The following is a 26722-nucleotide window of genomic DNA, read 5'->3' as shown; positions in this document are numbered from 1 at the left end:
CAGACGACACGGCTCTGGCGCAAGATTCGATGCGCCCCCGGTCCCTTGTAGCGGGAAGGACCGAGCCTCCCTATTCACGATTGCGCGTGGTGGGTTCCGCGCGAGTGGTCGGTAGCCCGGATGGAGCGAAGCGCAATCCGGAAAGTGCCGCAGCCGAGCTAGCGGCCCCGATTCGCTTCCCTTCATCCAGGCTACCAGTCGGCGAATTTAACTTAGCTAATTGGCTAACAATTGTTGACGCGAGATCATGGCAGCCCTATAGTTAGCCCCATGGCTAACCAACTATCCCGGCTCGATCAGGTTTTCGCGGCCCTTGCCGATCCCACCCGGCGGGCGATCGTGATGCGGCTCTGCGCCGGCGAGGCGTCGGTCGGCGAACTCGCCGATCCCTTCGCGATGGCGCTGCCGAGCTTCATGAAGCACATCCATGTGCTGGAGACGAGCGGTCTCGTCCTGTCGGCGAAATCCGGCCGCGTGCGCACCTGCCGCCTCAGTCCTGACGCGCTCCTCACTGCGGAGGACTGGTTCCAGCACCAGCGTGCGATCTGGGAGGCGCGGCTCGATCGCTTCGAAACCTATGTAATGAAGCTGAAGAAAGAGCGGGCGGCTGCCAAACGGGCGACCAAGACAAGTAACAAGCCGATCGACAAGACAACCGACAAGACAACCAGACGGAAAGGTTCCTGACGATGACGAATTCTGCCAATCCCGCTCTGTCGCAATGGTCGCTCGACCGTGAGATCGTGATGTCGCGCGTGATCGACGCGCCGCGCGATCTGGTGTTCGAAGCGTGGTCCGACCCGAAGCATCTGCCGCAATGGTTCGGCCCGAAGGGCTTCAAGCTCGAGACCTTCGAGATCGACGTGCGGGTCGGCGGCGTCTGGCGCTTCAACATGATCGGCCCGGACGGCACGGTCTACCCGAACCGCATGCGCTTTCGCCGCATCGAACGGCCGTCGCTGATGGAGATGGATCACGGTACCGACCAGGACGAGGATCCCGGAATGTTCCGTTTCACCGTCACCTTCGCCGAGCAGAGCAACGGCAAGACGGTTCTGATGATGCGGCAGCTGGCGTCGAGCGCGGCGCAGCGCGACGGCATGATCAACTTCGGTGCCGTCGAATACGGCTACCAGACACTCGACAAGCTCGCGGCCTATGTGAGTGGGATGAAGAGGTAGGGCGAGCAGCCACTTCCTCTCTCATGCGGAGGAGGCCGCGGAGCGGCCGCCTCGAAGCACGAGGACCATTGGTGAAGCCTTCATTCTTCAAGGCGCGCGCCCCTCGGGATGAGGGGCGCTTCATTCCTTCGCGTCGTCCGTGACGATGTCGCCGAGTTTCTGCCAGCGCTGGCCGTCGAACTGCACCATCTGGAACTGCTTGTTGACGCGGTAGTCCGTCGGCGTCGTCGTCACCGAGATGCCCGGCAGCGTCAGGTCGAGTGCGATGTTGTTCAGGCTGGCGGCCTGGCGCATCACGTTCTCGCGCGTGAGATCGTCGCCGCATTGCTTCAGCACCTGCACCAGCAGCTGCGCGGTGATATAGCCGTAGACGTTCAGGTTCGAATCCTTGTCGCCCTCCGGGTAGTACTTGGCCATGAAGGCGAGATATCGCTTCATGCCGGGATCGTCCTTCCATTCGGGATCGGCTGAATCCTTGACATAACCGACGCTGACGACGCCCTTGGCGTTGTCGAGTCCGGCAGGTTTCAGCACCGCGCTGACCGAGGAGGCGTTGATGTCGATGATGTGCAGCGGCTTCCAGCCGATCTCGGCCACCTTCTTGATCGCCTGCGCGGCCTGTTTCGGCGTGGTGGCGCTGAACAGCACGTCGGCACCGGCATCCTTCAACCGCAGGATCTGCGAGTCGATGGTCGGCTCGGTGATCTCGTAGGACGTCTCGGCGACGATCATCTTCGCTTTGTCACCGAGACCTGCCTTGAAGCCGGCGAGGTAATCCTTGCCGAGATCGTCGTTCTGATAGAGCACGCCGATCCTGGCGTTCGGATGGTTCTTCAGAAGATATTGCGCGTAGATCCGGCCCTCGACGAGGTAGGACGGATTGAAGCCCATGGTCCAGGGGAAGTTCTTCGGATCGGTGAAACGCGCCGCGCCCGTTGCCGCGAAGAGCTGCGGGACCTTCTTGGCGTTGAGATATTTTTGCACGGCGACATTGGGCGCCGTGCCAATGATCTGGAAGGTCAGCAGCACCTCGTCGCTTTCGACAAGCTTGCGGGTCTGCTCAACCGTCTTCGGAGGCGAATAGGCATCGTCATACTGGATCAGATTGACCTTGCGGCCGTTGACGCCGCCCTGGTCGTTGATCATCTTCATGTAGGCGGCCTGGGTCTTGCCGATGACGGCATAGGCCGAGGCCGGCCCGCTGAGCGGGACGGTCTGGCCGACCTTGATCTCGGTGTCGGATGCGCCGGGATCGTATTTCTTCTGGGCCTGTGCCGCCGGGATCGATAGCGCGAGAACGATCGCGACTGCCGGGACACGGTTGAGAAGTACGTTTTTCATTTCCATTCCCTGTTCGTGACCGTCACTCGCCCTTGAGACCGGCCTCGCGGATCAGCCCGGTCCACTTTTTTGTTTCGTTGTCGATGAACTGACCGAACTCGGCCGCGGTGCCGGCGCGCACTTCGAGGCCCTGGGCGGTCAGCTTGTCCATGACCACCGGCTCGGCCAGCGCGCGCAAGACTTCGGCCTGCAGCTTGTCGACGATGGCCCGCGGCGTCGTCGAAGGCGCCATGAAACCGTACCAGCCGGCCGCGGCCACGTTGGGAAAACCCTGCTCGCGCAGGGTCGGCGCTTGCGGATAGAGCGCGCTGCGTTCGGCCGAGGCGACGCCGAGCACGATGAACTTTCCGCTCTGGATGTAGGGCAGTGCGGTCGGCAGCGCCGTCAGCGTGGCATCGACGCGGCCGGCGAGCAGTTCGGTGTAGGACGCGGCATCGCCACGGAAGGGAATGTTGAGACCCTTGACGCCGGCATCCCTGAACAGGAGTTCGCCGGCAAGATGCGGCTGCGAGCCGGCGCCGGGCGAGGCGAAGGTCAGGCCATCCGGCTTCGATTTGCCGTAGGCGATCAATTCGGGAAGCGTCTTGAACGGCGCATCCGCGCTGATGATCAGGAACAGCGGCGCGATCACAGCCATCGCGACGGGCTGCAGATCCTTGCGCTCATAGGTCAGCTTGCCGAACAGCGCTTCGGCGGTCGCGTAGGGCGCCGCGACATAGAGGAGGGTATAGCCGTCGCCCGGCGCATGCGCGACCGTGTCGTTGGCGATGCGGGTGCCGGCGCCCGGCTTGTTCTCTACGATGAACTGCTGGTGCAGGTTGCGGCCGAACTCTTCGGCCAGCAGCCGCAGCGAGATGTCGTTGGAGCCGCCGGGCCCGTAAGGCGAGATCAGCCGCACCATACGCGACGGCCAGGCGTCCTCAGCGCGTGCGGCGAATGGAAGTCCGGATATCGAAAGAGCGAGGGTGCCCAAAAATGTTCGCCGTGTGATGGTCATGGTGGCCTCCCGATGGCGGAGCGCCGATTGTCTTGTTCATCGCCTGGCGCTCTTCTTGTTCTGCTTTTGTGTTTCGGTCGTCGGTGCCGCCCCAATCATGGTGCGGATGCTGTCGGCAAGAGCGGCAATGCGCGGGCCGATCTCGCCCTCCAGCTGGCCGGGCTGGAGCCGGAATGCGGGGATGCCGCAATTGATCGAAAAGGCCTGCTTCGCCTCACGCGCATGAAACAGCGGCGCGGCGACGGCATGGATCGAGGCGATGTACTCGCCGAAGCAGGTGCAGAAGCCACGGCTGATGCATTGTGCGAGGCCGGCGCGGTATGTCTCGCGGAAGGCCGACCACAGCTCGGTGTCCTCGCTTGCAATGCGCTCTTCGAGCAGCGCGGCATCGGCCTGCGGCAAGGTCGCCGCCGCGGCACGGCCCATCGCCGTCATCACCACGGAAATGGGCATGCCGATGTCGGGGACGTGCGGGCCGACGTCGCCGGAGCGCGCGGTCTCGACATAGATCATGGAGGTCGCATCGAGCAGGCCGATCGAGACCGTGCCGCGCACGCTTTGCGCGAGCTCCTGCATCATGGGCCGCGCGACCTGGCGGAACTGCATGTCGGCGAGCAGCGGATGCGCCATGCGAAGGGCGCGCGCGCCGACGCGATATTTGGCGCGTTCGGAATCGTAGCGGAGGTAGCCGAGCTCGGCGAGCGTATGCGTCAGCCGCGCCACCGTTGGACGCGGAATCCCGGTCAGCGTCGACAGCTCCATGTTGCCGAGCTGCGTCGCTCCCGCCTTGAACGCTTCGAGCACCACGAGACCCCTTGCCAGCGTCGTCGCGAACGCGGCGTCGTCGATGCTGTCCGCCAGCACGGCGGCAGCGGACGAGGAGGCGCGGATCGGTTTGGACGCGGTTTTGGCCATCCAGGATTAATGAACCCGGTCGGGGCGGTTGTCCAATAGATTCATAAAATTGTATTTTGTGTCCACTATCCGGACACGCGGCGGCGTTGCCCGTGCGGATAAAATGTGCGCGACGAGCTCCGCCGCACACAGATTCTCGTCGTGATTCCGTGGGTTGTTGTGACAGGATTATTACGACTGAATGTCATATCGATTACAGCGGAGCGATTCATGTTGCAGTGGCAGGCGCGGACAAATCCCCTCGCGTGGTGGTGGGGGTCCCTGACGCTGGTCAGTGCTGCCAACATTCTCGCCTGGTTCATGCTGTACCGCGCGTTCTATCCCACGTCCGCCGGCAGCATCAGTGGCGGCTCCGACATCGGACTGATGTTCCTGCTCTGCGCCGGCTATGTCTTCGGCTGCGCCTTCCGCTCGTTCCTGCCGCGCGCCGACGTGCAGCGCATCTGTCTGTTCGACACCTGGCTCTCCAGCGTCTTCGTCGGCCGCACGGTCGCGACCGTGGCCGAACTGTGCTTCGCGGCGCAATGGGCGGTCATCCTGCATCAACTCGGGACCATGACGGGCGCCGAGACGGTTGTGAACATCGCGTGGGTGATCGTGCCCATCATCATCATCGCGGAGTGCTTCTCCTGGTATGCGGTGGTGACGACAAACTTCCTTTTCAACGCGATCGAGAACTCGCTGTGGGCGGTGACATTCTTCCTCGCGGGCATCGCGCTGTGCCGGCTGATGCCGGAATTCCAGGGGCCGGTGCGCTGGGCGCTGATTGCCGGCATCGTCGGCATCGCCTGCTTCCTGGCCTTCCTCGTCACCGTCGACGTGCCGATGTATCTCAGCCGCTGGCGGGCAGGGTATGAAGAGGGCAACCGGTTGCTCGGCTTCCTCGAAGGCCTGCATGACGTCTCGACGCGCTGGGTCGTGACCCACGACATCGCGCACTGGAAGGGCGAGCTGACCTGGATGTTCCTGTATTTCACCGCCGCCGTGTGGTCGAGCCTTGCGCTTTGTGCGCTCTACGCGATGGAAGGCTATCTCACGCGCTATCTGGCTTGAGCAATCAGGTCTCGCCGAGATCGACCTCCGTCAAGATGCCCTGGCGCAGCGCCAGCCGGACCAGCTCGATGTCGGATCCGACGCCGAGCTTGTCCTTGATCAGGGAATGCAGGTTCGCCACCGTCTTCGGGCTGACATGGAGCGTCTCGGCGATCTCCTCTGTCGTATTCTCGGCGAGCAGTAGCCGCAGCACCTCGAACTCGCGCGGCGTGAGGACGTCGGCGGCAGAGCTTTCCCCGGCCAGCCGGCTCAGCGCGAGCTCATGGTCGATGTCGGGGCTGATCGCAATCTTGCCGGCAAGCACGTCCATCACGGCGCGCACCAGCGTCTCCGGCGGACTGGTCTTCGTGACGTAGCCCCTGGCGCCGGCGCGGATCGCCTGCACGGCAAAGCCGGCATTCTCGTGCATGGTGAAGACGAGGATCCTCGCGCCCTTGTCCCACTGCCTGATGCGCCTGACCGCCTCGATGCCGCCGATGCCGGGCATGCTCAGATCCATGATGACGAGGTCGGGCGCCTCCGATTTGTAGAGACGATAGGCCTCGGCGCCGTCGGCGGCTTCGGCGATGACGCGAAGTCCCGGCTGCTTCTGGAGCACGGAGCGATAGCCCTCGCGGACGACGGAATGGTCGTCGACCAGCAGAATGGTCGCGCCGGCCGCGCTCATGCGGCGTGCTCCAGCGGCGGCCGATCGGCGGCTGCGAGCGGAATGACGACGCGCAGTGCGGAGCCGCCGTTCGGCTTGGCCTCGAAGCTCAATTGGCCGCGCAAGGCCGCGACGCGCTCGCGCATGCCGAGCAGGCCCATTCCGGATTTCGCGACGGGATCGGTCGCGCGTCCGTCATCGTCGATCGCAAGCGCGATCTCGCTCGCCCCCATCGTCAATTCCAGGCTGACCCGCGTGGCGACGGCATGCTTGGCGGCATTGGTGAGCGCCTCCTGCACGATCCGGTAGAGGCTGGCGCTGATCGTGGCCGGCAGGGTCTCGAATGCGCCGTCGAACCGGATCGAGAAGCGCGTCTCGCCGCGGCTGCGCCCGTTCCAGCCCGCGACCAGGCCTTCGAGGCTGGCGACGAGCCCGAGCTCCTCGACATCCGGCGGCCGCAGCCGGAACAGTGTGCCGCGCAACGTCTCCATCATGCCGGTTGCGGTCCGCGCGATGCCGTCGCATTCGCCAAGCAAGGAAGGGCAGTCCTGCGCGGCGGTCTGGCGGGCGGAGGAGGCGAGCGCCCGGATGGCGGCGAGCGACTGGCCGAACTCGTCATGCAGCTCGCGCGCGAGATGGCGGCGCTCCTCGTCCTGGAGCGCGATCAGCTTCCGCGTCAGCTCGCTGCGTTCGGCAAGTGCGGTCTCGAGGCTTTCGGCGAGATGGTTGAAGCCGTCGCGGATCGCGGAGAGCTCGGCAAGGTCGAACGGCGGCAGCCGCGTGGTGAGGTCGTTGGCGGCAATCCGCTCCAGGCCGGTGCGGATCATGCGGGTGGGGCGCAGCGCGCGTGCCAGCGCGGCGTAGACCAGGGCGCAGAGCAGCGGCAGCGCGATCGCCAGCGCCAGCATCAGGCGGCCGGCCTCGTGCCAGGCCTCCGCCGTCTGCACGGCCGGCTCGACCGAGACCACGGCGTCGCCAAGCTTCGCTCCGCGCACGATCACAGGCCGTGCCGCTTCGCGGCCGGGGTCGAACAGGCTGCGATAGAAGGCCGTGAAGGCTTGCGGCGGTGGGTTTGCCGGGGCGGGCGCGCCGCTGCAGAAGCGCTGGAGGATGTCGCCGCTCGTGCCGCGGAATGCCAGGCACAGGCCGGGCGTCATCACATAGGCCGAAACGGGGTCGAGGTTGGGAAAGTCCGAGCGCGGGCTGGCGACCCACTGGATCTTGCCCTGCTGTAGCTCCAGCGTCTTGGCGACGATGGCGGCGATGTCGTCGAGGCGCGCATGCGCCGCGCGGTCGGCCGTAATCAGGAAATAGGCGGAGATAACGGCGAAGCAGGCGGCCGATATCGCGGCCACGCGCAACGTCAGACGGACTTTGAGATCGAACCTCGGGCGGTTCCACATCGGCGGGCACCTGGTGCGAACGGGTTGTCGCGCCCGCATTAAACGGCAGAACGCACCTAGCGCAAAGCCGTCAGGCGTGAGTGCGGTGCACCGTCGTGAAATTTTCCCGGTCATCGCCGGGACCGGCGCTGCTGCGAGCCCTGATTACGCCGTCCAGATTGTGCGCCGCTCCGTCATACGAGGCACATTTATGCACCTGCGCCGGTTGATCCTCTCAGTCTGTCTCCTTGTCGTCCTTCCGCCGGCTTATGCGCTTGGTGCCGAGACTGCCGTCGGCGTCGCCATGGACGATTTCAGTTATACCGATACGTCAGCGGAGCCTGCCAACCAGACCGCCGCCCACGAGCGACGGCTGGCGGCCTTCATGGCTGCGCTCCGGCAAGATATCGGCGGAGACCGGCGCTACCGGCTGGTGCCCTCGGCCCAGGACGGCGCGGCGTTCAAGGTGATCGGCGGCATCCAGAAGACGAGCACACTGGTGCAATGGGCCAAGGTCGCCGTGATCGACGTTGGCGCCAGGAAGGTCGTGATGGACAAGCTCTACACCTTCCGCGGCGACAATGATGAATCATGGGAGCGTGCCGAGATCTTCGTGTCCCGCGAGATCATGGCCGCGCTCGGCGCACCCGCGCCGATCGCGCTGGCGGTGTTCGAATTCGAGCTCGAGGACAACACCGCGGCGCCGGCCGCCGGTCTCGCGGCCGCAGATGCATCCTATCTGGCCGAAGTGACCGGCAGTGTGCGCGATGCCCTTGGCCAATCCGGCCGCTACCGCCTCGTCGATGTCGGCAGCGCGAACGAGGAGGCGGTAAAGGCACGCGCTTTACGCGACTGCGGCGGCTGCGAAGCGGCGATGGCGCAAGGGCTCGGTGCGGATCAGTCTCTGATCGGGGTGGTGCGGCGGGTCAGCCGCACCGAATACACGCTCGGCTTCCAGGTGCGCGATGCCAGGACCGGCGCGGTGCTGGCACGCGGCGACAGCGGCCTGCGCCTGGGCGCGGACTATTCCTGGAAACGGGGCGCCGTGCGGCTGGTCAGCGACCGGCTGATCGAGAACCAATAGCAGCGCTCATCGATCAGAACGTCAATTGCACCTTCATCGACTGCGAGCGGTCGCTGGCGAGCTCGAACGCTGCGACCGCGTTCTCGAACGGCATGGTCGCCGTGATCAGCGGCTTGACGTCGATCAGGCCTTCGCCCATCAGCCGCACCGCCAGCTCGAATTCGGGATCGAAGCGGAAGGTGCCGCGGAGCTGCAATTCCTTGGCGACGATGGAGTTGATCGGCAGCGTCATTTCGCCGCCCAGGCCGAGCTGCACCAACGTGGCCCTGGGCCTGAGCACGTCGAGCGCGGTGCGGAGTGCGGCCTGGTTGCCCGAGGCTTCGAACAGCGTGTCGAACACACCCTTGCCGGTGCGCCACGGATCGAGCGCCGTCGCGCCGGCCGCGACATTGATGGCGTAAGTGGCGCCGAGCTTCCTGGCGACCGCAAGCGGCGCCTCCGCGACATCGGTGACCACGATCTCGGCCGCGCCGCCGAAGCGCGAGACCAAAATCATCAGCGCGCCGATCGGGCCGCAGCCGGTGATCAGCACGCGCTTGCCGAGCAGGGGCCCGGCCTGCTTGCCGGCATGCAGGCACACCGCGAGCGGCTCGGCGACCGCGGCTTCCGCCAGCGATAGCTCGTCGGCGATCGGAACGGCCTGCGCCGCATCGACCGTGATGAATTCGCGAAAGCCGCCCTGCACATGGGGAAAGCGCATCGCGCTGCCGAGGAAGCGCATGTCGAGGCACTGGTTGCGCATGCCTTCCTGGCAATGCAGGCACCGGCCGCACGGCTTGCTCGGATTGACCGCGACCCGAGTGCCCGGCTTCACGTTCGTGACGCCGTCACCGACGGCTGCGACCACGCCCGCGATCTCGTGCCCCAGCGCCATCGGCTGCTGGATGCGCACGACACCGAAGCCACCGTGATGATAGTAGTGCAGATCGGAGCCGCAGATGCCGCCGTTCGCGATCTTGACGCGGACTTCGCCCGGACCGGGCGCTGCATCTGGATAGCTATCGATCCGCAGATCTTTCGGTGCGTGAATGACGACGGCGTGCATGGTTGGCTCCCTCAGCGTTTCGCGGCTCACATCGCGGCGATCATGCCGCCATCGACATAGATGATCTGGCCGTTGACATAGGTCGAGGCCTCCGACGCCAGGAAGATCGCAACGCCCACCAGCTCGTCCGGTCGGCCCCAGCGCTTGGAGGGAACGCGGCCCATCAGCCAGTTGTTGAAATCAGTGTTGTTGACCAGCGCCTCGTTCATGTCGGTCAGCATATAGCCGGGGCCGATCGCGTTGGCCTGGATGCCGTGCTGGGCCCATTCCACCGCCATCGAGCGGGTCAGGTTCTTGATGCCGCCCTTGGCGGCGGTGTAAGGCGCAATCGTGGGACGCGCGAGCTCGCTGCCGAGCGAGCCGATATTGATGATCTTGCCGTGCTTGCGCGGGATCATGCGCTTGGCCGCTTCGCGGCCGATGACGAAGGCGCTGGTGAGGTTGGTCTCGATCACCTTGCGCCACTCGTCGGTGGTGAACTCCACCAGCGGCTTGCGGTGCTGGATGCCGGCATTGTTGACGAGGATGTCGACCGCGATGCCCTTTTTGTCGAAGTCGTTGAAGGCGGCGACGATCGCAGGCTCGTCGGTGACATTGAACGGGGCGCCTTCCGCCTGATGTCCGGCGGCACGAAACTCGGCGACGGCCTGCTCGACACGCTTGGGATCGACGCCGTTGATGATCAGCTTGGCGCCGGCCTTGGCCATGCCCTCGGCAATGGCGCGGCCGAGGCCGCGGGAGGAGCCGGTCACGAGCGCGGTGCGGCCGGAAAGATCGAAGAGGGCGGTGCTCATCTCAAGAATCCTCAGACGTTGGAACGGCGCACGGTCAGATCAGAGCGGTCGAAGACGGCGGGCAGAAGGTCGACGCCGAGGCCGGGGCCTTCCATCGGATAGACAAAACCGTCCTTGATCGTGGGCATGGTGGTCACGAGCTCGTTGTACCAGCCCTTGTAGAAGGCGCGCACGGATTCCTGGATCAATGTGTTGGGCTGGCTGAACGACATGTGGATGGCGGCGATGAAGCCGATCGGGCCGATGCAGTCGTGGGGTGCGAAGGGCCGGTGATAGGTCTCGGCCATCGCCGCGATCTTGCGGCCCTCGGTGAGGCCGCCGGTCCAGCACAGATCCGCCATCACCACATGCATAGCGTCGCGGTCGAGCATGTCCTTGTAGGGGAAGCGCGACCCCAGCGTCTCGCTGGCGCAGACCCAGACGTCGGTGCAGCGGGCATATTCGGCCAGCGCCTGCGGCGAGTTCATACGGATCGGGTCTTCGTACCAGGTCGGCTTGTAGGGCTCGAGCGCGCGCGCGATCTGTTTTGCGGTTGGCAGGTTCCACAGCGAGTGAAGCTCGACCATGATCTCCATCTTGTCGCCGACCGCCTTTCGGATCTTCTCGAACGGCTCGATCGCCTGCTTCATCTGCGCGGCGGAGATGTAGAGACCCTTGTTCTCCTGCGCCGCCGGATCGAACGGCCAGATCTTCATGGCGGAGATGCCGCTCTCCAGCAGGTTTTCGGCAAGCGCGTCGGCGCGGTGCATGAAGCCGTCGAGGTCTTCGTAGGGACTCTTGGCAGCGCCAAGATTCCAGTTCGCGACCGGGCTGATATTGGTGGAGCGGACATATTGGGTGCCGGCGCAGGTGTTGTAGATGCGCTGCTTGTCGCGGCAGAGGCCGCCGAGCATCTGGTGGACCGGCTGATTGCAGACTTTGCCGAACAGGTCCCACAGCGCAATGTCGATTGCCGAAGCCGCGCGATATTCGACGCCGGTGGACGACTGCGCCATCGGCAGGTTCAGCATGTCGCGATGGATCGCCTCGATGTGCAGCGGATTGCGGCCGAGCAGGCGGCCGGCAAAGGTGTCGTGGATCTGCGCCTCGACTGCGCCGGCGCCATAAAAGGTTTCACCGAGGCCGATCATGCCCGTGTCGGTGTGGACGCGCACCCAGATGACGTTGGAGAATTCTTCGGTGCGCAGCGTCTCTATCGACGTGATCTTCACGGCAATACTCCTCCCGTCGCAGGCGCGCGCAGCGCCGTCTTGTTGTCATTCCGCACCGCAACATGGTGCGGGCGCGTGCGAACTCTTACGCTCGCTTGTAATATATCACAACATGTTTTAGGGATATCACCAACAAGGCGCCATCCAGCAACGACGGCGCGGGCTGAGGGAGAGACGGCATGGCAACGCGCAAGCGCGCGCTCGAGGTGGTGAGGAACGACGACGGCGAGGGCAAGCCCTTCCGACGCAACCGTCTCAACTTCTTCGAGCTCGCCTACCAGAGGATCGAAGAGCTGCTCGTCCATTGCGAGCTCAAGCCAGGCCAGTTCATGACGATGCTGGAATTGCAGCACATCACCGGCTTCGGCCGTACGCCGGTTCATCACGCCGTCAATCGTCTCTCCGCCGATACGTTGATCATCATCCGACCGCGCCACGGTCTGCGCATTGCGCCGATCGATCTGGCACGCGAGCGCATGCTGCTGGCCTTGCGCCGCGACATGGAGCGCTTCGTGATCCGGCTTGCGGCCGATCGCGCCAGCCTCTCGCACCGCAATCAGGCGCTGCATATCGAGCGCCTTTTGCGCGAGCGCCGCGCCACTCTGACCCTCGACGAGTTCAACAGTATTGACCGCCGCATCGACGCGCTGGTGCTGGAGGCGGCAGGCGAGCCGTTTCTGGTGCACACGCTACGGCCGTTACACACGCTGTACCGGCGCATCGGCTACATCCACCACCGGTTCATGCCGGGACAGGCCGAACTGTCAGGCACGATCGATCGTCACCTCGCCATTCTCGCCGCGGTCGCCGGCCGCCGCGTCGAGGACGCGGTGAAGGCGAGCGATGCACTGATCGACTACATGGGCGAGATGTTCACCGGCATGGAGGTCGGGATCGACCCGCGCCTGCTCGATTGCAGCATCGAGCCGCTGCTTGGCACGTAAGAAAGTTTTGAAGAGAGGACCAAAGATGTCGACGATGGCGATGCCACAACCGACCGCGAGCGAAGCCGCGGTCCGCTACCTCATCACGAACTACAGTCCCAAGGGCAACAAGGTCGGCTGGCTGATGATGGCCTCGATCCTGGTCGAAGCCTGGGACCTTTATTCGATCGCCTTCGTGCTGATCTTCATCAAGGAGCAGTTCAATCCCGATCCGCTGATGCTGGGCCTGGCCGCGGCCGGTACGCAAGGCGGCGCCCTGATCGGTGCGCTGCTCGGCGGCTGGCTCTCCGACAAGATCGGCCGCCGCGTCATGTTCCTGGTGACGATGGTGCTGTTCATCGTGCTGGCGCTGGCGCAGGCCTTCGTGCCCAATGTGTTCTGGCTCGTCGTGATCCGCTTCTTGCTCGGCGTTCCGCTCGGTTCGGACATCTCGACCGGCTACACCTACATCATGGAATCCATGGCCAAGGGTGAGCGCGAAGTCATGGGCAACCGCTGGCAATTCATGTTCGCGGTCGGTGAGGTCCTGACGATCGGCGTCATCGTGATCTTCCTGCTGCTCGACATCAACCACGAAACGCTATGGCGGGTGACGCTCGGCCTCGGCGCGCTGCCGGCGCTGATCATCCTGATCATGCGGCACGACGTGCCGGAGACGGCGGTCTGGCTGGTGCAGAAGGGACGCTACCGCGAGGCCAAGCAGGTCGCGCGCGAGATGTTCAACGACGACCTCGCCATGCTGCCGGACCATGACGTGGAGGTGCCCAAGGTGTCCACCCGCGACTTCCTCGCCGACCTCAAGAAGGATCCGATCCGCTGGCGCGCCACGATCTACGGCTGGATCGCCTGCTTCGCGCAGGCCAGCGAGTTCTCGACCTTCGCGTTCTACCTGCCGGTGCTCTTCGTGATGGTCGGCGTGTCGAGCGTGCTCGGCATCAATCTGGTGACGATGGCGCTGTTCTCCTTCGCTGCCGTGTCGGGCTGGGTCGGTCCGCTGCTGACCCCGAAAATCGGCCACCGCGGCATCTCGATCACGGGCTTCTCGATCGTGCTGGTCTCGCTGCTGGTCGCGGCCTTCGCGCTCTACACCGACAACAAGATCCTGCTGCCGTTCGCGGCTGCCGCGATGCTGTGGGGCCATTATTGGGATGCCTCCAACTGCATGACGATCCCGACCATGGTCGCCAAGCCGAAATATCGCGGCACCGCGAGCGGCTTCGCCTACATGTTCGTGAAGCTGCCGTCGTTCCTCGCGATCTTCCTGTTCCCGTCGTTGTTCGCGGCGATTGGGCAGGCGAATGCCACGCTGTTCGTCGCGATCTTCCCGCTGATCGGATTGCTTGCCGCAATCTTCATCCTGCCGGAAGTCTACGGCTACGAGAACGACTGATCTCGCAAGTTACCTGATCGCGGCCGCCAAGGCCGCGATCAGGGCCGGCGGCGTCACGAGCAGTCCGAGCTTGAGGAACGGCCAGGCGCCGACTTCGATCTTCTCCCGCCGCAGCGCCACCAGCCACAGGATGGTGGCGAGCGAACCGGTCACCGACAGATTGGGACCGAGATCGACGCCGATCAGGATGGCGCTCACGACCGGCGCGGGCAAGTGATCGCTGGCGGCGACCGAGCCGGCAACGAGACCGACGGGAAGATTATTGGCGATGTTGTCGGCGACCGCGGTGGCGATGCCGACGCTCCAGGCCGCCTTCGTCACGGATTGTCCGACAGCTTCATGCAGCAGCGCGCTGAGCTGCCCGATCACGCCGGTCTTGATCAGCGCTTCCACCATCACGAACAATCCGCCGACCAGCGGCAGCACGCTCCAGGAGACGCCGCGCAGCACGGGGAGCGGCGATTGCCGGTTGAGCAGCAGCACGATTGCGGCTGTCACCACGCCGCAAACGAAGGTCGGCAGGCCCAATTGCTTGTCCAACGCGGAGGCCGTGACCAGCACGACGCCGATCGCCACGATGCCGATGGCCGTCAGCTTGCCGCCGCGGCCGAGCTTGGGATGCGGCACTCTGCGCGCGATCGTCTCTTCCTTCAGGGCGCGGTGCTGGGTCAGGCGCAGCACGACATAAGTCAGCAGGATCGAGGCCGCCGAGGGCAGGGCGAACAGCCGCAGCCATTCGGTGAGCGCAGGCATGTGGGCGCCGAACACGACGAGATTGGCGGGGTTGGAGATCGGCAGCACGAAGCTCGCGGCATTGGCGATGAAGGCGCAGACGAAGAGATAAGGCAGCGGCTTGGCGCCGGCCGCACGCGTCGCGGCATAGACGGCGGGGGTCAGCACGATCGCGGTGGCGTCGTTCGAGAGCAGGACGGTGACGAGCGTGCCGACAATGTAGATCAGCAGGAACAGCCGCTGCGGCGAGCCGCCGGCATGTTCCACGGCGAGCGCTGCGAGATAGTCGAACAGGCCTTCGAGCCGCGCCAGCTCGGCGATCAGCATCATGCCGATCAGGAAAAGATAGACATCCACGCCTTTCTCGATGCCGGTGAGCGCATCCCGCCAGGGCAGCAGACCGAACAGCACGAGCGCACTGGCGCCGATGATGGCCCAGATCGCCTCCGGCAGGCGAAAGGGCCGGATGATGACGCCTGCGGTCGCGACGACGATGATGCTCCAGGCCCAGATGGCGTTAGACGGCACGTTCGATCCTTGAGATGTGTCGGTTCATTCGGCAGCGATAGCGGAAGCCGATGTCGATGTCTTCCCCCCGCGAGCGCGGACGGCTATCTGCGATTGCCGCGTCTCGGCCCGAGTTTCAGTCCACAATGTTGTTCAAAAGCCCGTTGGGTTGGAGCGGCACGATAGCGCCGTCATTGCGAGGAGCGCAGCGACGAAGCAATCCAGACTGTTTCCGCGGAAAGATTTTGGATTGTTTCGCTGCGCTCGCAACTACGGAGTTTGTGGCAGCTTCGTGCGACCATAACACTCATCGCGCCATCGACGGCTTTGCCGTGATTGCCTTGCGCAAGATGCGCGACAGCGCTTCGACCGAATACGGCTTCTGGATCAGCTCGAAACCGCGATCGGCGTTCTCGGCGAGAACGTTGCTGTAACCAGAGGTGAGCACGACGGGCAGGCCCGGATAGCGTTCGCGGATGATGCCGGCGAGCTCGACGCCGTTCATGCCGGGCATGATGACGTCGGAGAAAACGAGATCGACGGCGAACTCGTTCTCGCCGAGAATGGCGAGCGCCGCATTGGCGTTGGCGGCGCGGCGGACGACATAGCCGAGGTCTTCCAGCAGCTCGGTGGAGAACCGGCCGACCTCGTCGTCGTCTTCCACCACGAGCACGCGATAGCCGCGCCCGGTGGCCGCGGCCTCATAGGTCAGCGCCGCGGCTTCCTGATCTGTCGCGGGGCTGTGTGCCCGCGGCAGATAGATGGTGAAGGTCGCGCCTTCACCATGCGTGCTCGTCACGGCAATGTCGCCCTCGGACTGCTTTGCGAAGCCGAAGGCCTGGCTCAGGCCGAGGCCGGTGCCCTTGCCGACCTCCTTGGTGGTGAAGAACGGCTCGAAGATGGCTTCGATGTTTTCGGGCGCGATGCCGCTGCCGGTGTCGGCAACGGAGATCGCGACATAGTCGCCGCCGCGCGCCGGTTGCGTGCGGAGGTCGGGGATTCCCTGAACTTTCCGGACCGCTATGGTGAGACGGCCTTCGCCGTCCATGGCGTCGCGGGCGTTGATGGCGAGGTTGATTAGCGCGGTCTCGAATTGCGCGATATCGGCGACCGTGAAGCAGTCGCCATCGTGAACCTCCACCGCGATTTCGATGCGGCCGCCGACCAGCGGCCGGACCAGTTGCGCCACGCCTTCAACCTGGCTGCCGACGTTGAAGATCTGCGGTTTCAGCGGCTGCCGGCGCGCAAACGCCAGCAGCTGGGCGGTCAGCTTGGAGGCACGCTCGACGGTGTCCGAGATAGCATCGACATAGCGGCGACGGCGCTCCTCCGGCAGCTCGCGGCGGCGCAGGAAATCGGTGGCCGAGCGGATGATGGTGAGCAGATTGTTGAAGTCGTGCGCGACGCCGCCAGTGAGCTGGCCGATCGCCTCCATCTTCTGCGATTGCCGCAACGCTTCCTCGCCGCGGCGACGCTCGGTGATGTCCACAGCCTCAGGCACCGCGCCGGTGATGTTGCCGTGGCGGTCGAGCACCGGGCGCATGCCGAACTCGAAATCGCGCTCCCCGATGGGAAGGCGCAGGCGCATCTCCATCCGCACGGCTTCGCCCTTGAGCACGGTGTCGAAGGCCTCGCGCACTCGTGCGCCCATGCCCTCCGTCGTGCTGAACCAGGGCGTCTGCCACAACGGCTTTCCGATCACATCCGCAGGGCTCGCCTTGATGGCGTCGAGCACGGTCGTGTTGGCGTAAAGCAGCTCGCCACTGAGATTGACGAGGCCCTGATACTGGTTGCTGGTCTCCAGGATGGCGCGCAGCCGCGCCTCGTTGGATTCGAGTTCGGCGGTGCGCTGGACGATGCGTTCTTCCAGCGTCTCGTTGAGCTGCCGGAGCTCGATCTCGGCCTGTTTGGCCACCGTGATGTCATGGGCAACGCCGATGAAGCCGATATGCCTGCCGGTCGGGTCCCAGCGCGGCTGCGATTCCGAACGCAGCCAGCGCCATTCGCCGGCGGCGTTCTTGTAGCGGGCTTCCAGCACGAACGGTTTGAGTGATGCTTCGCCCTGAACGGATTGCTGTAGCACGTGGGGCAGGTCGTCCGGATGCAGCACCTTGCGCCAGTCGAAGGCAATGGCCTGGTCGTAGGGCAGGCCGACGAAATCGACATAGGCCTGGTTGGCGAAGGACCGTGTGCGGTCGAGTTTGGTGACCCAGATCGGCACCGGGGCGCTGTCGGCGATCAGCCGGAAGCGCTCTTCGCTCTCGCGCAGGGTCTCACGCACCAGCATCTGGTCGGTGACGTCGATATGGGCGCCGACGAGGCGAAGGGCGCGGCCGCCACCGTCCCGCTCGATCTTGGCGACGACGCGGATCCAGCGGGTCTCGCCGTCGCTGGGGCGGATGATGCGGTATTCTGCGGTATAGTCCTCACTGGTGCCGGACAGCGCTTCGATGAAGTGCTTCACCGTAGCGTCCCGGTCGCCGGGATGAATGCGATTGATCCAGTCCTCGTGCGACTCGTCGGCAGCTTCCGGCGGCAGGCCGTGAAGCATCAGATATTCCGGCGAACGGCGGTTCTTGAAGCCTTCGCGGAAATCGACTTCGAGACCGCCGACCTTGCCGATGCGCTGGATGCGCGCAAGTTCGGCTTCGCGCTCCTGGAGCGCGCGATAGGCGTTGTCGCGCTCGCGCGCAACATCTTCCAGGTGCTGGCGCAGCTTTTCGGCGGCGATGGTCTCGGGCAAAGGATCGTTCAAGGCGTTGGCCGTTGTGATGCGAGAGCGCACGTGGCGGACCGATATTCACACAGACGTAGCGCGATGGCCATTGCTCAGAGGGAATATGGAAAGAAAGGCGTCGCCGGATGCAGTATGGTGGGCATGAGCGAACGCCAAGGTCTGGCTATTTGTTCCGAACATTGGAACGATGAGCCCGCCGCGCGCGTATCCGCGAGGCGCCACAACTGTCATTCCCAAAAGCTCCCTTTCCGAAGAGGCTAAATCTTGAAGCTTTTTGTCTGCCAGGCCTGCGGCAACGTCCTCTATTTCGAGAACCGCACCTGTGAACGCTGCGGCCATCGGGTCGCGTTCCTGCCGGAGAAGGAGACGATGTCGGCGATCGAGCCCGACGGAGAGGTCTGGGCCACGCTCGCCGACAAGGGCAGCGGACGCATGCCGTGCCGTAATGCCGAATATGATTCCTGCAACTGGCTGACGGATGCAGGTGATACCACCGGCTATTGCCGCGCCTGCCGGCATAACGGCGTCGTGCCGGATCTGTCGGATCAGGCGCAACTCGCCGGCTGGCGCGAGCTGGAGATGGCGAAGCACCGGCTGTTCTATTCCCTGATCCGCTGGAAGCTGCCGCTCCAGACCCGGCAGGACAATCCCGAACATGGCCTGATCTTCAATTTCCTCGCCGACGATCCGCAGAGCGGGCAGAAGGTCCTGACCGGCCACGACAACGGCCTGATCACGATCGCGCTGACCGAGGCCGACGACATCGAGCGCGAGCGGCGCAGGCTGGAGATGGGCGAGCCCTACCGGACGCTGCTCGGGCATTTCCGCCACGAGGTCGGGCACTATTTCTGGGACGTGCTGGTGCGCGACGGCGGCATGCTGGACGAATGCCGCGCTGTGTTCGGCGACGATTCCGCCGATTACGGTCAGGCCTTGCAGCGCCACTATGCCGAAGGCGCCCCGCCGGACTGGCAGCAGAACTACGTTTCTGCCTACGCGACCACGCATCCCTGGGAAGATTTCGCCGAGACCTGGGCGCACTATCTTCACATCGTCGACACTCTGGAGATGGCTAGCGAGTTCGGCATGGAGGTGCGGCCCAAGGTGGACCGCGACGGGGAGTTGACGGCGCGCATCCGCTTCAACCCGTACGAAGCGAGGGACGTCGAGGCCATCGTCAACGCATGGCTGCCCTTCACCTTCGCCATGAACAGCGTCAACCGTGCCATGGGCATGCGCGATCTCTATCCGTTCATCCTCTCGCCGGTCGTTGTCGACAAGCTCGGCTTCATTCACGGCTTGGTCCGGAACGTGGGCAAGGCCGGGAAGCCGTAGGCCGTCCGGGGCCTGTCAGGCCCGTTTCGGTCTTGCTTCGGTCTTGCGCTGGTACGCCAGAGGGGCCGGATTTTGACCGTTGCCTCCAGCCTATTTTGATGTACCACGGGAGCCACACGGCCCCTCCCATAGGCTCCAACGGCCAGGGAAGGGTCCCGCCCAAGGTCGAGACTCAAGAAAAGCATGTTCAAACGCATTCTGATCGCCAATCGCGGCGAAATCGCCTGCCGGGTCATCAAGACCGCTCGCCGCATGGGAGTTCAGACGGTCGCGGTCTATTCCGAGGCCGACCGCGACGCTCTCCATGTCGAGATGGCCGACGAGGCCGTGCTGATCGGCCCGCCGGCTGCGGCCGAGAGTTATCTGGTGATCGAGAAGATCGTGGAGGCCTGCCGCAAGACCGGCGCCGAGGCCGTGCATCCCGGTTACGGCTTCCTGTCCGAGCGCGAGGCGTTTCCGCGCGCGCTGGAGGCGGCCGGCATCGTCTTCATCGGCCCCAACCCGGGCGCGATCGCGGCGATGGGCGACAAGATCGAATCCAAAAGGGCTGCCGCGAAGGCAAAAGTCTCGACCGTGCCCGGCTATCTCGGCGTCATCGAGGACGCTACGCACGCGGTCAAGATCGCTGACGAGATCGGCTATCCCGTGATGATCAAGGCCTCCGCCGGCGGCGGCGGCAAGGGCATGCGCATCGCGCATTCGACCTCCGAGGTCGCCGAAGGGTTCAACCTCGCCAAGGCGGAGGCCAAGGCCTCGTTCGGTGACGACCGGGTCTTCATCGAGAAGTTCATCGTAGATCCCCGCCATATCGAGATCCAGCTGCTCGGCGACAAGCACGGCAACGTGATCTATCTCGGCGAGCGCGAATGCTCGATCCAGCGCCGCAACCAGAAGGTCATCGAGGAAGCGCCGTCGCCGCTGCTCGACGAAGCCACCCGCCGTAAGATGGGCGAGCAGGCGGTCGCACTCGCCAAGGCGGTGAATTACGACTCCGCCGGCACCGTCGAATTCGTCGCGGGGCAGGACAAGAGCTTCTACTTCCTGGAGATGAACACGCGCCTCCAGGTCGAGCATCCTGTCACCGAGCTGGTCACCGGCGTCGACCTCGTCGAGCAGATGCTCCGCGTCGCCGCCGGCGAGAAGCTCGCCATTGCGCAGAAGGACGTCACGCTGACCGGCTGGGCAGTGGAGTCGCGCCTCTACGCGGAGGACCCGTTCCGCAACTTCCTGCCCTCGATCGGGCGCCTGGTGAAATACCGTCCGCCGGCGGAAGCGAGCCAGGACGGCATCACCGTGCGCAACGACACCGGCGTGCAGGAGGGCGGCGAGATCTCGATCCATTATGATCCGATGATCGCCAAGCTCGTCACCCACGCGCCGTCGCGCGCCGCCGCGATCGAGGCGCAGGCCACTGCGCTGGACTCGTTCTATGTGGACGGTATCCGCCACAACATCCCGTTCCTGTCGGCGCTGATGCATCATCCGCGCTGGCGCGAAGGCCGGCTCTCCACCGGCTTCATCGCCGAGGAATTCCCCAAGGGCTTTGCCGTGCGCGTGCCTGAAGGCGAGGTCGCACGGCGGCTCGCTGCGGTCGGCGCCGCCATCGATCACGTGCTCGGCGAGCGCAAGCGGCAGATCTCGGGGCAGATGGGCGGCCGCATCGTGCAGCGCGAGCGTCGCCGTGCGGTCTGGCTCGACCGCCAGGAGATCCTGCTGGAGATCGCGCGCGAGGGCGAGGCGGTCGCGGTGCGTTTCGTCAATGCTGACGGCAAGACCGGCAATGCGCATCTGTTGCAGTCGCCGTGGAAGCCGGGCGATCCTGTCTGGCAGGGCACCATCGACGGGCATGTCGTCGCGGTGCAGGTGCGCCCGATCGCGAACGGTATCCGCCTCGCGCATCAGGGCGTCGAGGTGCCGGTCTATGTCTGGACCGAAGCGGAAGCTGCCTCGGCGCGGCTGATGCCGGTGACCACGGCTGCCGACACCGGCAAGAAGCTGCTTTGTCCGATGCCCGGTCTCGTGGTCTCGATCGCGGTGACCGAAGGGCAGGAGGTCAAGGCCGGCGAGACGCTCGCGGTGGTCGAAGCCATGAAGATGCAGAACGTTCTGCGCGCCGAGCAGGACGGCACGGTGAAGAAGATCCACGCCAGCGCCGGCGCGACGCTCGCGGTGGATGCGCTGATTTTGGAATTTGCGTAACGTCATTGCGAGGAGCCACCGGGTCCGCGCGAAGCGCGGCCCGATGACAGGCTCCGCGACGAAGCAATCCAGTCTGTCTCTGCGGATGCATTTCTGGATTGCTTCGCTTCGCTCGCAATGACGGAGTATGCTGCGGCCTCCGTGACCTAACCGAGACATCACCATGGCCTTTCGTTCCCGCCGCGAAAAACTGCGATCGATCCTGTCGGGCGGGACGTGCGTCCATCCCGGCTCGGTCTACGACGCTATCTCGATCCGCATCGCCGAGGATCTCGGTTTCCCGCTCGGCATGTTCGGCGGCTCGGTGGCTTCGCTCGCGGTGCTCGGCGACCCCGACATCACGCTGATCACGCTCACGGAACTTGCCGAGCAGATGCGGCGGATGTCGCGTGCTGCAGCGCTTCCGGTGTTGGTCGATGCCGATCACGGCTATGGCAACGCGCTCAACGTGCGTCGCACGGTGCAGGAGCTGGAAACGGCGGGCGCCGCCGGCCTCACCATCGAGGACACGCTGCTGCCGGCTGGCTTCGGCGAAGCGAAGACGCAGCTGATCTCGCTCGAGGAGGGCGTCGGCAAGATGAAGGCGGCACTCGACGGCCGCGGCGACCCCTCGCTCGTCATCATGGGCCGCACCGGTGCGGCCTCGATCACCTCGATCGAGGATGCGATCCGCCGCGCCAGAGCTTATGAGGCTACCGGCGTCGACGCGCTGTTCTTCACCGGCATCAAGTCGCGCGCCGAGCTCGAGGCCATCGTGTCTGCGACGCGCCTGCCGATCGTGCTCGGCGGCGCGCCGGAGGAGTTGAACGTGCTCGAATACCTCGCTGGCCAGCGCGTGCGCATCGCGCTTCAGGGCCACGCGCCGATCGCGGCCGCAACGCAGGCCGTCTACGAGACGCAGAAGGCGCTACGCGACGGCACTGCGCCGAAGAATCTCAAAGGTCTCCCATCGTCGGACTTGACCAGCCGCGTCACGCGGGAGGCCGACGTCAAGGCGCGGAGCGCCGATGTCCTCGGACTGAAACAATGAGCCGGGCGATCCTCCAGGTCATGATCCGCGGCCGCGTGCAGGGGGTAGGCTACCGGGCCTGGCTCGAGTATCAGGCGACGACGTGCGGTCTCGAAGGCTGGGTCCGCAACCGCCGTGACGGCAGCGTCGAAGCGCTGTTCGCGGGGCCGCCGAAGCACGTCGCGGACATGGTTGCGCTGTGCCGCCAAGGCCCGCCGTCCTCGCGCGTCGACAGCGTCACCAGCGAGACGGCCGACGTCGATGAACTGAACTTGCGCCGAGCAGGCGAGGCGTTTTCGGTGTTGCCGACGGTGTAGCTAAAGAATCACCGCGGCAGCTTGGCGATCGCTTCGCTCAATTCGTGGATCTCGTAGGGCTTGCGCAGGATCGGGAAATCGCCGCGCACGCCTGCGGCGACTTCGCTGTAGCCGGTGGCGAGCAGAATCGGCAGGCCGGGGCGGATCTGGCGGAGGTGATGGGCGAGGCTGAGCCCGTCCATCTTGCCGGGCATGACGATATCCGAGAACACGAAGTCGACGCCGTTCTTCTCGATCTCGCTCAAGGCGGCTTCGGCGTCCGCGACCCGGTGCACCTGATAGCCGAGCTGCTCCAGAAGGCCGATGCTGACGGCGGCGACGTCCGGATTGTCCTCGACCAGCAGCACCGTGCCGCTGCCTTGGAACGCCGGTTCTCCCGCCGCCTCACGCGATGGCTCGTCTTCTCCGCGCGGCAGCAGGATGGTGAAGGTCGTGCCCTTGCCGAGCGCGCTCGCGACCCGGACCGTGCCGCCGGCCTGATGGGCGAAGCCGTGCACCTGGGAGAGACCGAGGCCAGTGCCTTTTCCGATCGCCTTGGTCGTGAAGAACGGCTCGAAGATCTTGTCGAGAACGTCGGAGGGAATGCCGAGGCCGGTATCGGTGACGTCGATCGCGATGAATTCGCCCACGAGGGGGTCCTCGTCGAGCACGAGATTGCGCGCTGCGATCGTCACCGTGCCTCCGTCGGGCATCGCGTCGCGGGCATTGATGACAAGGTTGAGCAGCGCGGTCTCGAGCTCGGAAACGTCGGTCCTGATCGGCCAGACGTCGTCGCTGACGTCGAAAGCCAGGCGCACGGAGCTGCCGACGCCGGCATCGAGTACCTCGCGGATCGCCGCGATGCGGTCGGCGAAGTCGATCGCCTGCGGATTGACGCTCTGCCGCCGCGCGAAGGTGAGGAGCTGGTTGGTTAGCGCGGCGCCGCGCCTGGTAGCGGTTTCGATGGCCGAGATCGCGCGCTGAAGCTTGGCTTCGTCGTCGGCCCCTCGTTTCAGCATGTGGAGGCTGCCGCTGATGATCATCAGGAGGTTGTTGAAATCGTGGGCGACCCCGCCGGTGAGCTGGCCGAGCGCGTCGAATTTCTGGGATTCGGCGAGCTGCTTCTGCATCGCCTCGAGCTTGAGCTGGGTATTGCGCCGCTCGGTGATGTCGCGCGTGATCTTGGCGAAGCCGACCAGCTCGCCGGCCTCGTAGATCGGATCGATCACGACGCTGGCCCAGAAGAAGGTGCCGTCCTTGCGGACGCGCCAGCCTTCCTCCTCGTAGCGGCCCTTTTCCCGCGCGATGCCGAGCGCACGGGCGGGCTTGCCGTTGGCGCGGTCGGTCTCGGTGTAGAACCGGGAAAAGTGTTGGCCGAGGATCTCCCCGGGTGAATAGCCCTTGATGCGCTCGCCGCCAATGTTCCAGCTGGTGATTCTCCCGGTGGGATCCAGCATGTAGAGTGCGTAGTCCGCAACTCCTTCAACTAACAGGCGGAAACTGCGTTCGCTTTCGAACAAATCCCTCTGCTGACTAGACTTCTCGACCATTCCCGGACCCTGCCTCAACGGGGGCAAACGCAGTAGGTGGCGGATTGTTCCCGGAGGTTGGAACATTTTTAGGCAACATTGCGCGTCCGTATGCAGGACGCAAGCCAGCAGACGCTCGCCCGCATTCGAGCCGGAAAGCCGTGCGCGTCAGACCGCCGCCACGCTACGGAACGTCGCCGCCACCGCACGCAGCGCCGCCAGCTTTGCGGGATCGCTGACCTTCGAATGGAGCATCACCTTTGAGCTGCCGAGTTTCGGCAGCTTGTGGGCGGGGCCGACGTCGACCAGGCCTGCCGGCGCGATCCGTCGCGCCAGCGGCGCGATTGCAAGTCCGGCGAGCGCGGCTGCAACCACGGCGGTGACGCCGCCGCCGACGAAGCGCTCACGCCAGTTCAGGCCGGCCTTGTCGAGCGCGCGCACAGCGATGGCGCGGACGCCGCAGGGCGGGGCGAGCGTCGCGAGCGGCAAAGGCTGCCCCTTTGGCACGGTGAAGCGTCGTGACGCGAACCAGCCGAATTCGTCCTCGGCCAGCGTCTCTCCGCCGCGCCGGCTGCCTTCCTGGCGCACGATCACCGCATCCAGTCGGCCCGCATCATAGGCCTCCTGCATCTCGCGCGAGAAGCCGATGATGACGGCAAGCGTGAGGTTCGACGACATCGCATGCAGGCGTTCGAGCAGGGGTACCAGCTCCGGCCCCGCAGCATGGTCGGAGATGCCGAGCGAGAGCGACTGCGCGACCGAGGCCTCGCCCGATAGCGCGCGGTCATGCGCCGCGATCAGCGCGCGGGCGCGCTCCAGGAACGTCGCGCCGTCTGCCGTGAGCCGGACCGCGCGCGGCGAGCGCTCGACGAGACGTTTTCCCAGCAGCGTCTCCAGCCGTTGCAGCTTGAGGCTGACAGCCGCCTGGGTCGTGCCGAGCGCTTCGGCGGTCCGCGTGAAACTCTGGAGGTCGGCGACCAGCAGGAAGGCCTGGACGGTGGCGATGTCGAGCGTTGCTATCATTACGATTTCTTATCACTGGTATCAACAGAGATAAGATACCAAGATGTCGAGGGCGGGTCTAGCTTCTCATGAACGCCGCGCAACACCTGCGCGACATCCGAGGAGAACGACCATGCCGCTGATCACCGTGTCCTACACCACCCCGCGCCAGTCGCCGCCGCTGAAGGCCGACATCGCGAGCGCCGTATCCGAGCTCACCGCAAAAATCCTGCACAAGGACCCTGAGGTCACGGCCATTATCGTGAAGTCGGTGGAGGCGAGCGACTGGTTCGCTGGCGGCAAGTCGCTCGCAGAGCAAAAGCTCGCGAGCTACTGGATCGACATTCACGTCAGCGAAGGCACCAACACCAAGGACGAGAAGGCCGCCTATCTCGCCGCGATGTTCCAGCGCATGGCCGGGATCCTGGGCCCGCTGCATCACGAGACCTATCTGCATGTCGACGAGGTCAAGGGCGACGCCTATGGCTTTGGCGGCCTGACCCAGGAGCGGCGCTACATCGCCGGCAAGCTCGAGGTTTCGCCGGAGAAGGCGTGAGGAGGGAGGCCGCGGGTGAATAACCGCACCCGCGGCCTGAACCGTTGCCAGGGATCGTCAGCTCGCTATGCGAAACTGAACTTCGTCCTTGTTCAGGAAACAGGTCTTGTCGAACAGCTTCAGGTCGAGCGGGTTCGGCAGCCTGACATCGTCCAGGTCAGGGCAGGGTTTGAGCGAGGAATCATAGGAACGGTCGATCTGCGAGATGAAGACGACGATCAATCCCTTGTCGTGCGCGAATGATTTCAACGCGCGCACCTGAACGGTGAGGTCGGGATTTTCCCGCCGCTGGTCCAGCAGCTGCAGATAGTCGATCACCACGACCGTGCCGCGCGGTGCTGCGGCCATCTGCTTGACGACGTAGTCGGCACTGATGGCGTCGGAGCAATCGACCTCGAAGAGTTTTTCGAACTCCGCCAGATCCACGCCGATCGCCCGAAAGCGATCCAGAACGTCTTTCTCGGTGTATTCGAGCGAGAAGAACGCGGCGCGGTGGCCCGACCGCATCGCCTCTACGGCAAGCCCGAGGCTCATCAGGGTCTTGCCCTGGCCGGGACGCGCGCCCACCAGCACCAGGTCACCCGGTTGGAATTGCGGGAAAAGCCGGTTGGCCGGCGTCGCTGTGGCCGCTTTCGCCGCGAGCAGGCTCCATGCGGAAAAGCCTTGCGTCGCAGCGACGCGGTCGAGCGCATCGTGCAGCGGGATGCCTACCTCGTGGGACAAGCGCTTCGCTTTTCGTTTCAGATGATAAATGGGTGCAGACAGTCTCATCGCAAAAACCTCCCATTGCAAGCTGAAGCGCAACCCCTCCTTATGCCTTGGCGCTCGAACAGTCGG

Annotated in this window: 24 protein-coding genes; 11 read left to right on the top strand and 13 right to left on the bottom strand. The window is 64.9% G+C overall.

Annotated features, from left to right (window positions below):
• Positions 1-270 precede the first annotated feature (270 nt).
• Both IVB50_RS20140 and IVB50_RS20135 read left to right on the top strand, forming a co-directional pair.
• On the top strand, positions 271-687 hold the full coding sequence (locus IVB50_RS20140) for a metalloregulator ArsR/SmtB family transcription factor (protein WP_018455252.1): 417 nt from the start codon (positions 271-273) through the stop codon (positions 685-687).
• Between the two features lie 2 nt (positions 688-689).
• Positions 690-1181: an SRPBCC family protein gene (locus IVB50_RS20135; RefSeq protein ID WP_018455251.1), complete on the top strand. Its 492-nt coding sequence runs from the start codon at positions 690-692 to the stop codon at positions 1179-1181.
• A 120-nt stretch (positions 1182-1301) separates the two neighbouring features.
• Here IVB50_RS20135 and IVB50_RS20130 read toward each other — a convergent pair whose 3' ends face one another.
• Genes IVB50_RS20130 through IVB50_RS20120 form a run of 3 tightly spaced genes read right to left on the bottom strand, consistent with a single transcriptional unit; the run spans position 1302 to position 4434 of the window.
• Positions 1302-2522, bottom strand: a complete 1221-nt coding sequence (locus IVB50_RS20130) for an ABC transporter substrate-binding protein (protein ID WP_204511431.1) — start codon at positions 2520-2522, stop codon at positions 1302-1304.
• Positions 2523-2544: 22 nt separating this feature from the next.
• A complete protein-coding gene (locus tag IVB50_RS20125; protein ID WP_026232910.1) occupies positions 2545-3519 on the bottom strand; it encodes a tripartite tricarboxylate transporter substrate binding protein in 975 nt (324 codons plus the stop codon).
• 36 nt (positions 3520-3555) lie between these two features.
• On the bottom strand, positions 3556-4434 hold the full coding sequence (locus IVB50_RS20120) for an IclR family transcriptional regulator (protein ID WP_247297043.1): 879 nt from the start codon (positions 4432-4434) through the stop codon (positions 3556-3558).
• Between the two features lie 210 nt (positions 4435-4644).
• Between IVB50_RS20120 and IVB50_RS20115 the strand changes: the two genes are divergently transcribed.
• Entirely contained in the window at positions 4645-5487 is an 843-nt protein-coding gene (locus tag IVB50_RS20115) for a hypothetical protein (RefSeq protein ID WP_018455247.1), read from the top strand.
• A 4-nt stretch (positions 5488-5491) separates the two neighbouring features.
• Here the strand turns inward: IVB50_RS20115 and IVB50_RS20110 are convergent, their stop codons facing one another.
• Both IVB50_RS20110 and IVB50_RS20105 read right to left on the bottom strand, forming a co-directional pair.
• Positions 5492-6154, bottom strand: coding sequence for a response regulator transcription factor (locus IVB50_RS20110; protein ID WP_247297041.1), 663 nt, complete (start codon positions 6152-6154; stop codon positions 5492-5494).
• Complete coding sequence (locus tag IVB50_RS20105) at positions 6151-7536, bottom strand: HAMP domain-containing sensor histidine kinase (RefSeq protein WP_018455245.1); 1386 nt, start codon at positions 7534-7536, stop codon at positions 6151-6153. The genes IVB50_RS20110 and IVB50_RS20105 overlap by 4 nt, the downstream gene beginning before the upstream one ends.
• 190 nt (positions 7537-7726) lie before the next feature.
• Here IVB50_RS20105 and IVB50_RS20100 point away from each other — a divergent pair, with 190 nt between their 5' ends.
• On the top strand, positions 7727-8599 hold the full coding sequence (locus IVB50_RS20100) for a DUF3280 domain-containing protein (protein WP_018455244.1): 873 nt from the start codon (positions 7727-7729) through the stop codon (positions 8597-8599).
• 13 nt (positions 8600-8612) lie between these two features.
• Here IVB50_RS20100 and IVB50_RS20095 read toward each other — a convergent pair whose 3' ends face one another.
• Genes IVB50_RS20095 through IVB50_RS20085 form a run of 3 tightly spaced genes read right to left on the bottom strand, consistent with a single transcriptional unit; the run spans position 8613 to position 11649 of the window.
• The gene (locus tag IVB50_RS20095; RefSeq protein ID WP_026232909.1) at positions 8613-9644 is read right to left on the bottom strand and encodes an L-idonate 5-dehydrogenase; all 1032 of its coding nucleotides are present in this window, start codon (positions 9642-9644) and stop codon (positions 8613-8615) included.
• Positions 9645-9670: 26 nt separating this feature from the next.
• Positions 9671-10438, bottom strand: coding sequence for an SDR family oxidoreductase (locus IVB50_RS20090; protein WP_018455242.1), 768 nt, complete (start codon positions 10436-10438; stop codon positions 9671-9673).
• Positions 10439-10449: 11 nt separating this feature from the next.
• Entirely contained in the window at positions 10450-11649 is a 1200-nt protein-coding gene (locus IVB50_RS20085; RefSeq protein ID WP_018455241.1) for a mandelate racemase/muconate lactonizing enzyme family protein, read from the bottom strand.
• A gap of 179 nt (positions 11650-11828) precedes the next feature.
• On the opposite strand from IVB50_RS20085, the gene IVB50_RS20080 reads away from it, so the two are divergent.
• Both IVB50_RS20080 and IVB50_RS20075 read left to right on the top strand, forming a co-directional pair.
• Entirely contained in the window at positions 11829-12593 is a 765-nt protein-coding gene (locus IVB50_RS20080) for a GntR family transcriptional regulator (protein WP_018455240.1), read from the top strand.
• A 25-nt stretch (positions 12594-12618) separates the two neighbouring features.
• Positions 12619-13983 (top strand): MFS transporter, encoded by a 1365-nt coding sequence (locus tag IVB50_RS20075; RefSeq protein ID WP_018455239.1) that lies wholly within the window; start codon positions 12619-12621, stop codon positions 13981-13983.
• Between the two features lie 9 nt (positions 13984-13992).
• On the opposite strand, the gene IVB50_RS20070 is transcribed toward IVB50_RS20075, so the two are convergent.
• Both IVB50_RS20070 and IVB50_RS20065 read right to left on the bottom strand, forming a co-directional pair.
• The gene (locus IVB50_RS20070) at positions 13993-15243 is read right to left on the bottom strand and encodes an arsenic transporter (RefSeq protein ID WP_018455238.1); all 1251 of its coding nucleotides are present in this window, start codon (positions 15241-15243) and stop codon (positions 13993-13995) included.
• A gap of 286 nt (positions 15244-15529) precedes the next feature.
• Entirely contained in the window at positions 15530-18007 is a 2478-nt protein-coding gene (locus IVB50_RS20065; protein ID WP_018455237.1) for a PAS domain S-box protein, read from the bottom strand.
• A 216-nt stretch (positions 18008-18223) separates the two neighbouring features.
• Here IVB50_RS20065 and IVB50_RS20060 point away from each other — a divergent pair, with 216 nt between their 5' ends.
• The 4 genes from IVB50_RS20060 (at position 18224) to IVB50_RS20045 (ending at position 22819) form a co-directional block, all read left to right on the top strand.
• Complete coding sequence (locus tag IVB50_RS20060; RefSeq protein ID WP_018455236.1) at positions 18224-19294, top strand: putative zinc-binding peptidase; 1071 nt, start codon at positions 18224-18226, stop codon at positions 19292-19294.
• 183 nt (positions 19295-19477) lie between these two features.
• Entirely contained in the window at positions 19478-21493 is a 2016-nt protein-coding gene (locus tag IVB50_RS20055; RefSeq protein ID WP_018455235.1) for an acetyl/propionyl/methylcrotonyl-CoA carboxylase subunit alpha, read from the top strand.
• A gap of 163 nt (positions 21494-21656) precedes the next feature.
• Positions 21657-22523 carry an isocitrate lyase/PEP mutase family protein gene (locus IVB50_RS20050; RefSeq protein WP_018455234.1) on the top strand — a complete coding sequence of 289 codons (867 nt, stop codon included), beginning with the start codon at positions 21657-21659 and terminating at the stop codon, positions 22521-22523.
• Positions 22520-22819, top strand: coding sequence for an acylphosphatase (locus tag IVB50_RS20045; RefSeq protein ID WP_018455233.1), 300 nt, complete (start codon positions 22520-22522; stop codon positions 22817-22819). The genes IVB50_RS20050 and IVB50_RS20045 overlap by 4 nt, the downstream gene beginning before the upstream one ends.
• Positions 22820-22827: 8 nt before the next feature.
• Here IVB50_RS20045 and IVB50_RS20040 read toward each other — a convergent pair whose 3' ends face one another.
• Both IVB50_RS20040 and IVB50_RS20035 read right to left on the bottom strand, forming a co-directional pair.
• Positions 22828-24348 (bottom strand): PAS domain-containing sensor histidine kinase, encoded by a 1521-nt coding sequence (locus IVB50_RS20040; RefSeq protein ID WP_026232908.1) that lies wholly within the window; start codon positions 24346-24348, stop codon positions 22828-22830.
• 147 nt (positions 24349-24495) lie between these two features.
• Positions 24496-25350 (bottom strand): LysR substrate-binding domain-containing protein, encoded by an 855-nt coding sequence (locus IVB50_RS20035; RefSeq protein ID WP_018455231.1) that lies wholly within the window; start codon positions 25348-25350, stop codon positions 24496-24498.
• A gap of 112 nt (positions 25351-25462) precedes the next feature.
• Between IVB50_RS20035 and IVB50_RS20030 the strand changes: the two genes are divergently transcribed.
• On the top strand, positions 25463-25885 hold the full coding sequence (locus tag IVB50_RS20030) for a 4-oxalocrotonate tautomerase family protein (protein WP_018455230.1): 423 nt from the start codon (positions 25463-25465) through the stop codon (positions 25883-25885).
• A 57-nt stretch (positions 25886-25942) separates the two neighbouring features.
• On the opposite strand, the gene IVB50_RS20025 is transcribed toward IVB50_RS20030, so the two are convergent.
• The gene (locus IVB50_RS20025; RefSeq protein WP_018455229.1) at positions 25943-26656 is read right to left on the bottom strand and encodes a DNA helicase; all 714 of its coding nucleotides are present in this window, start codon (positions 26654-26656) and stop codon (positions 25943-25945) included.
• Positions 26657-26722 lie beyond the last annotated feature (66 nt).

It is taken from the genome of Bradyrhizobium sp. 87 (assembly GCF_023073015.1).
Classification (GTDB): domain Bacteria; phylum Pseudomonadota; class Alphaproteobacteria; order Rhizobiales; family Xanthobacteraceae; genus Bradyrhizobium; species Bradyrhizobium canariense_D.
The sequence above is the reverse complement of the archived record's forward strand: the minus strand, read 5'-3'. Positions and strand labels throughout refer to the sequence as shown.

Bases quoted from the DNA above. Each gene is read 5' to 3' on its own strand.
- IVB50_RS20055 (WP_018455235.1), top strand. From the start codon at position 19,478: ATGTTCAAACGCATTCTGATCGCCAATCGCGGCGAAATCGCCTGCCGG.
- IVB50_RS20115 (WP_018455247.1), top strand. From the start codon at position 4,645: ATGTTGCAGTGGCAGGCGCGGACAAATCCCCTCGCGTGGTGGTGGGGG.
- IVB50_RS20130 (WP_204511431.1), bottom strand. From the start codon at position 2,522: ATGAAAAACGTACTTCTCAACCGTGTCCCGGCAGTCGCGATCGTTCTC.
- IVB50_RS20140 (WP_018455252.1), top strand. From the start codon at position 271: ATGGCTAACCAACTATCCCGGCTCGATCAGGTTTTCGCGGCCCTTGCC.
- IVB50_RS20120 (WP_247297043.1), bottom strand. From the start codon at position 4,434: ATGGCCAAAACCGCGTCCAAACCGATCCGCGCCTCCTCGTCCGCTGCC.
- IVB50_RS20035 (WP_018455231.1), bottom strand. From the start codon at position 25,350: ATGATAGCAACGCTCGACATCGCCACCGTCCAGGCCTTCCTGCTGGTC.
- IVB50_RS20135 (WP_018455251.1), top strand. From the start codon at position 690: ATGACGAATTCTGCCAATCCCGCTCTGTCGCAATGGTCGCTCGACCGT.
- IVB50_RS20075 (WP_018455239.1), top strand. From the start codon at position 12,619: ATGTCGACGATGGCGATGCCACAACCGACCGCGAGCGAAGCCGCGGTC.
- IVB50_RS20100 (WP_018455244.1), top strand. From the start codon at position 7,727: ATGCACCTGCGCCGGTTGATCCTCTCAGTCTGTCTCCTTGTCGTCCTT.
- IVB50_RS20110 (WP_247297041.1), bottom strand. From the start codon at position 6,154: ATGAGCGCGGCCGGCGCGACCATTCTGCTGGTCGACGACCATTCCGTC.
- IVB50_RS20125 (WP_026232910.1), bottom strand. From the start codon at position 3,519: ATGACCATCACACGGCGAACATTTTTGGGCACCCTCGCTCTTTCGATA.
- IVB50_RS20090 (WP_018455242.1), bottom strand. From the start codon at position 10,438: ATGAGCACCGCCCTCTTCGATCTTTCCGGCCGCACCGCGCTCGTGACC.
- IVB50_RS20095 (WP_026232909.1), bottom strand. From the start codon at position 9,644: ATGCACGCCGTCGTCATTCACGCACCGAAAGATCTGCGGATCGATAGC.
- IVB50_RS20105 (WP_018455245.1), bottom strand. From the start codon at position 7,536: ATGTGGAACCGCCCGAGGTTCGATCTCAAAGTCCGTCTGACGTTGCGC.
- IVB50_RS20080 (WP_018455240.1), top strand. From the start codon at position 11,829: ATGGCAACGCGCAAGCGCGCGCTCGAGGTGGTGAGGAACGACGACGGC.
- IVB50_RS20045 (WP_018455233.1), top strand. From the start codon at position 22,520: ATGAGCCGGGCGATCCTCCAGGTCATGATCCGCGGCCGCGTGCAGGGG.
- IVB50_RS20025 (WP_018455229.1), bottom strand. From the start codon at position 26,656: ATGAGACTGTCTGCACCCATTTATCATCTGAAACGAAAAGCGAAGCGC.
- IVB50_RS20030 (WP_018455230.1), top strand. From the start codon at position 25,463: ATGCCGCTGATCACCGTGTCCTACACCACCCCGCGCCAGTCGCCGCCG.
- IVB50_RS20040 (WP_026232908.1), bottom strand. From the start codon at position 24,348: ATGGTCGAGAAGTCTAGTCAGCAGAGGGATTTGTTCGAAAGCGAACGC.
- IVB50_RS20050 (WP_018455234.1), top strand. From the start codon at position 21,657: ATGGCCTTTCGTTCCCGCCGCGAAAAACTGCGATCGATCCTGTCGGGC.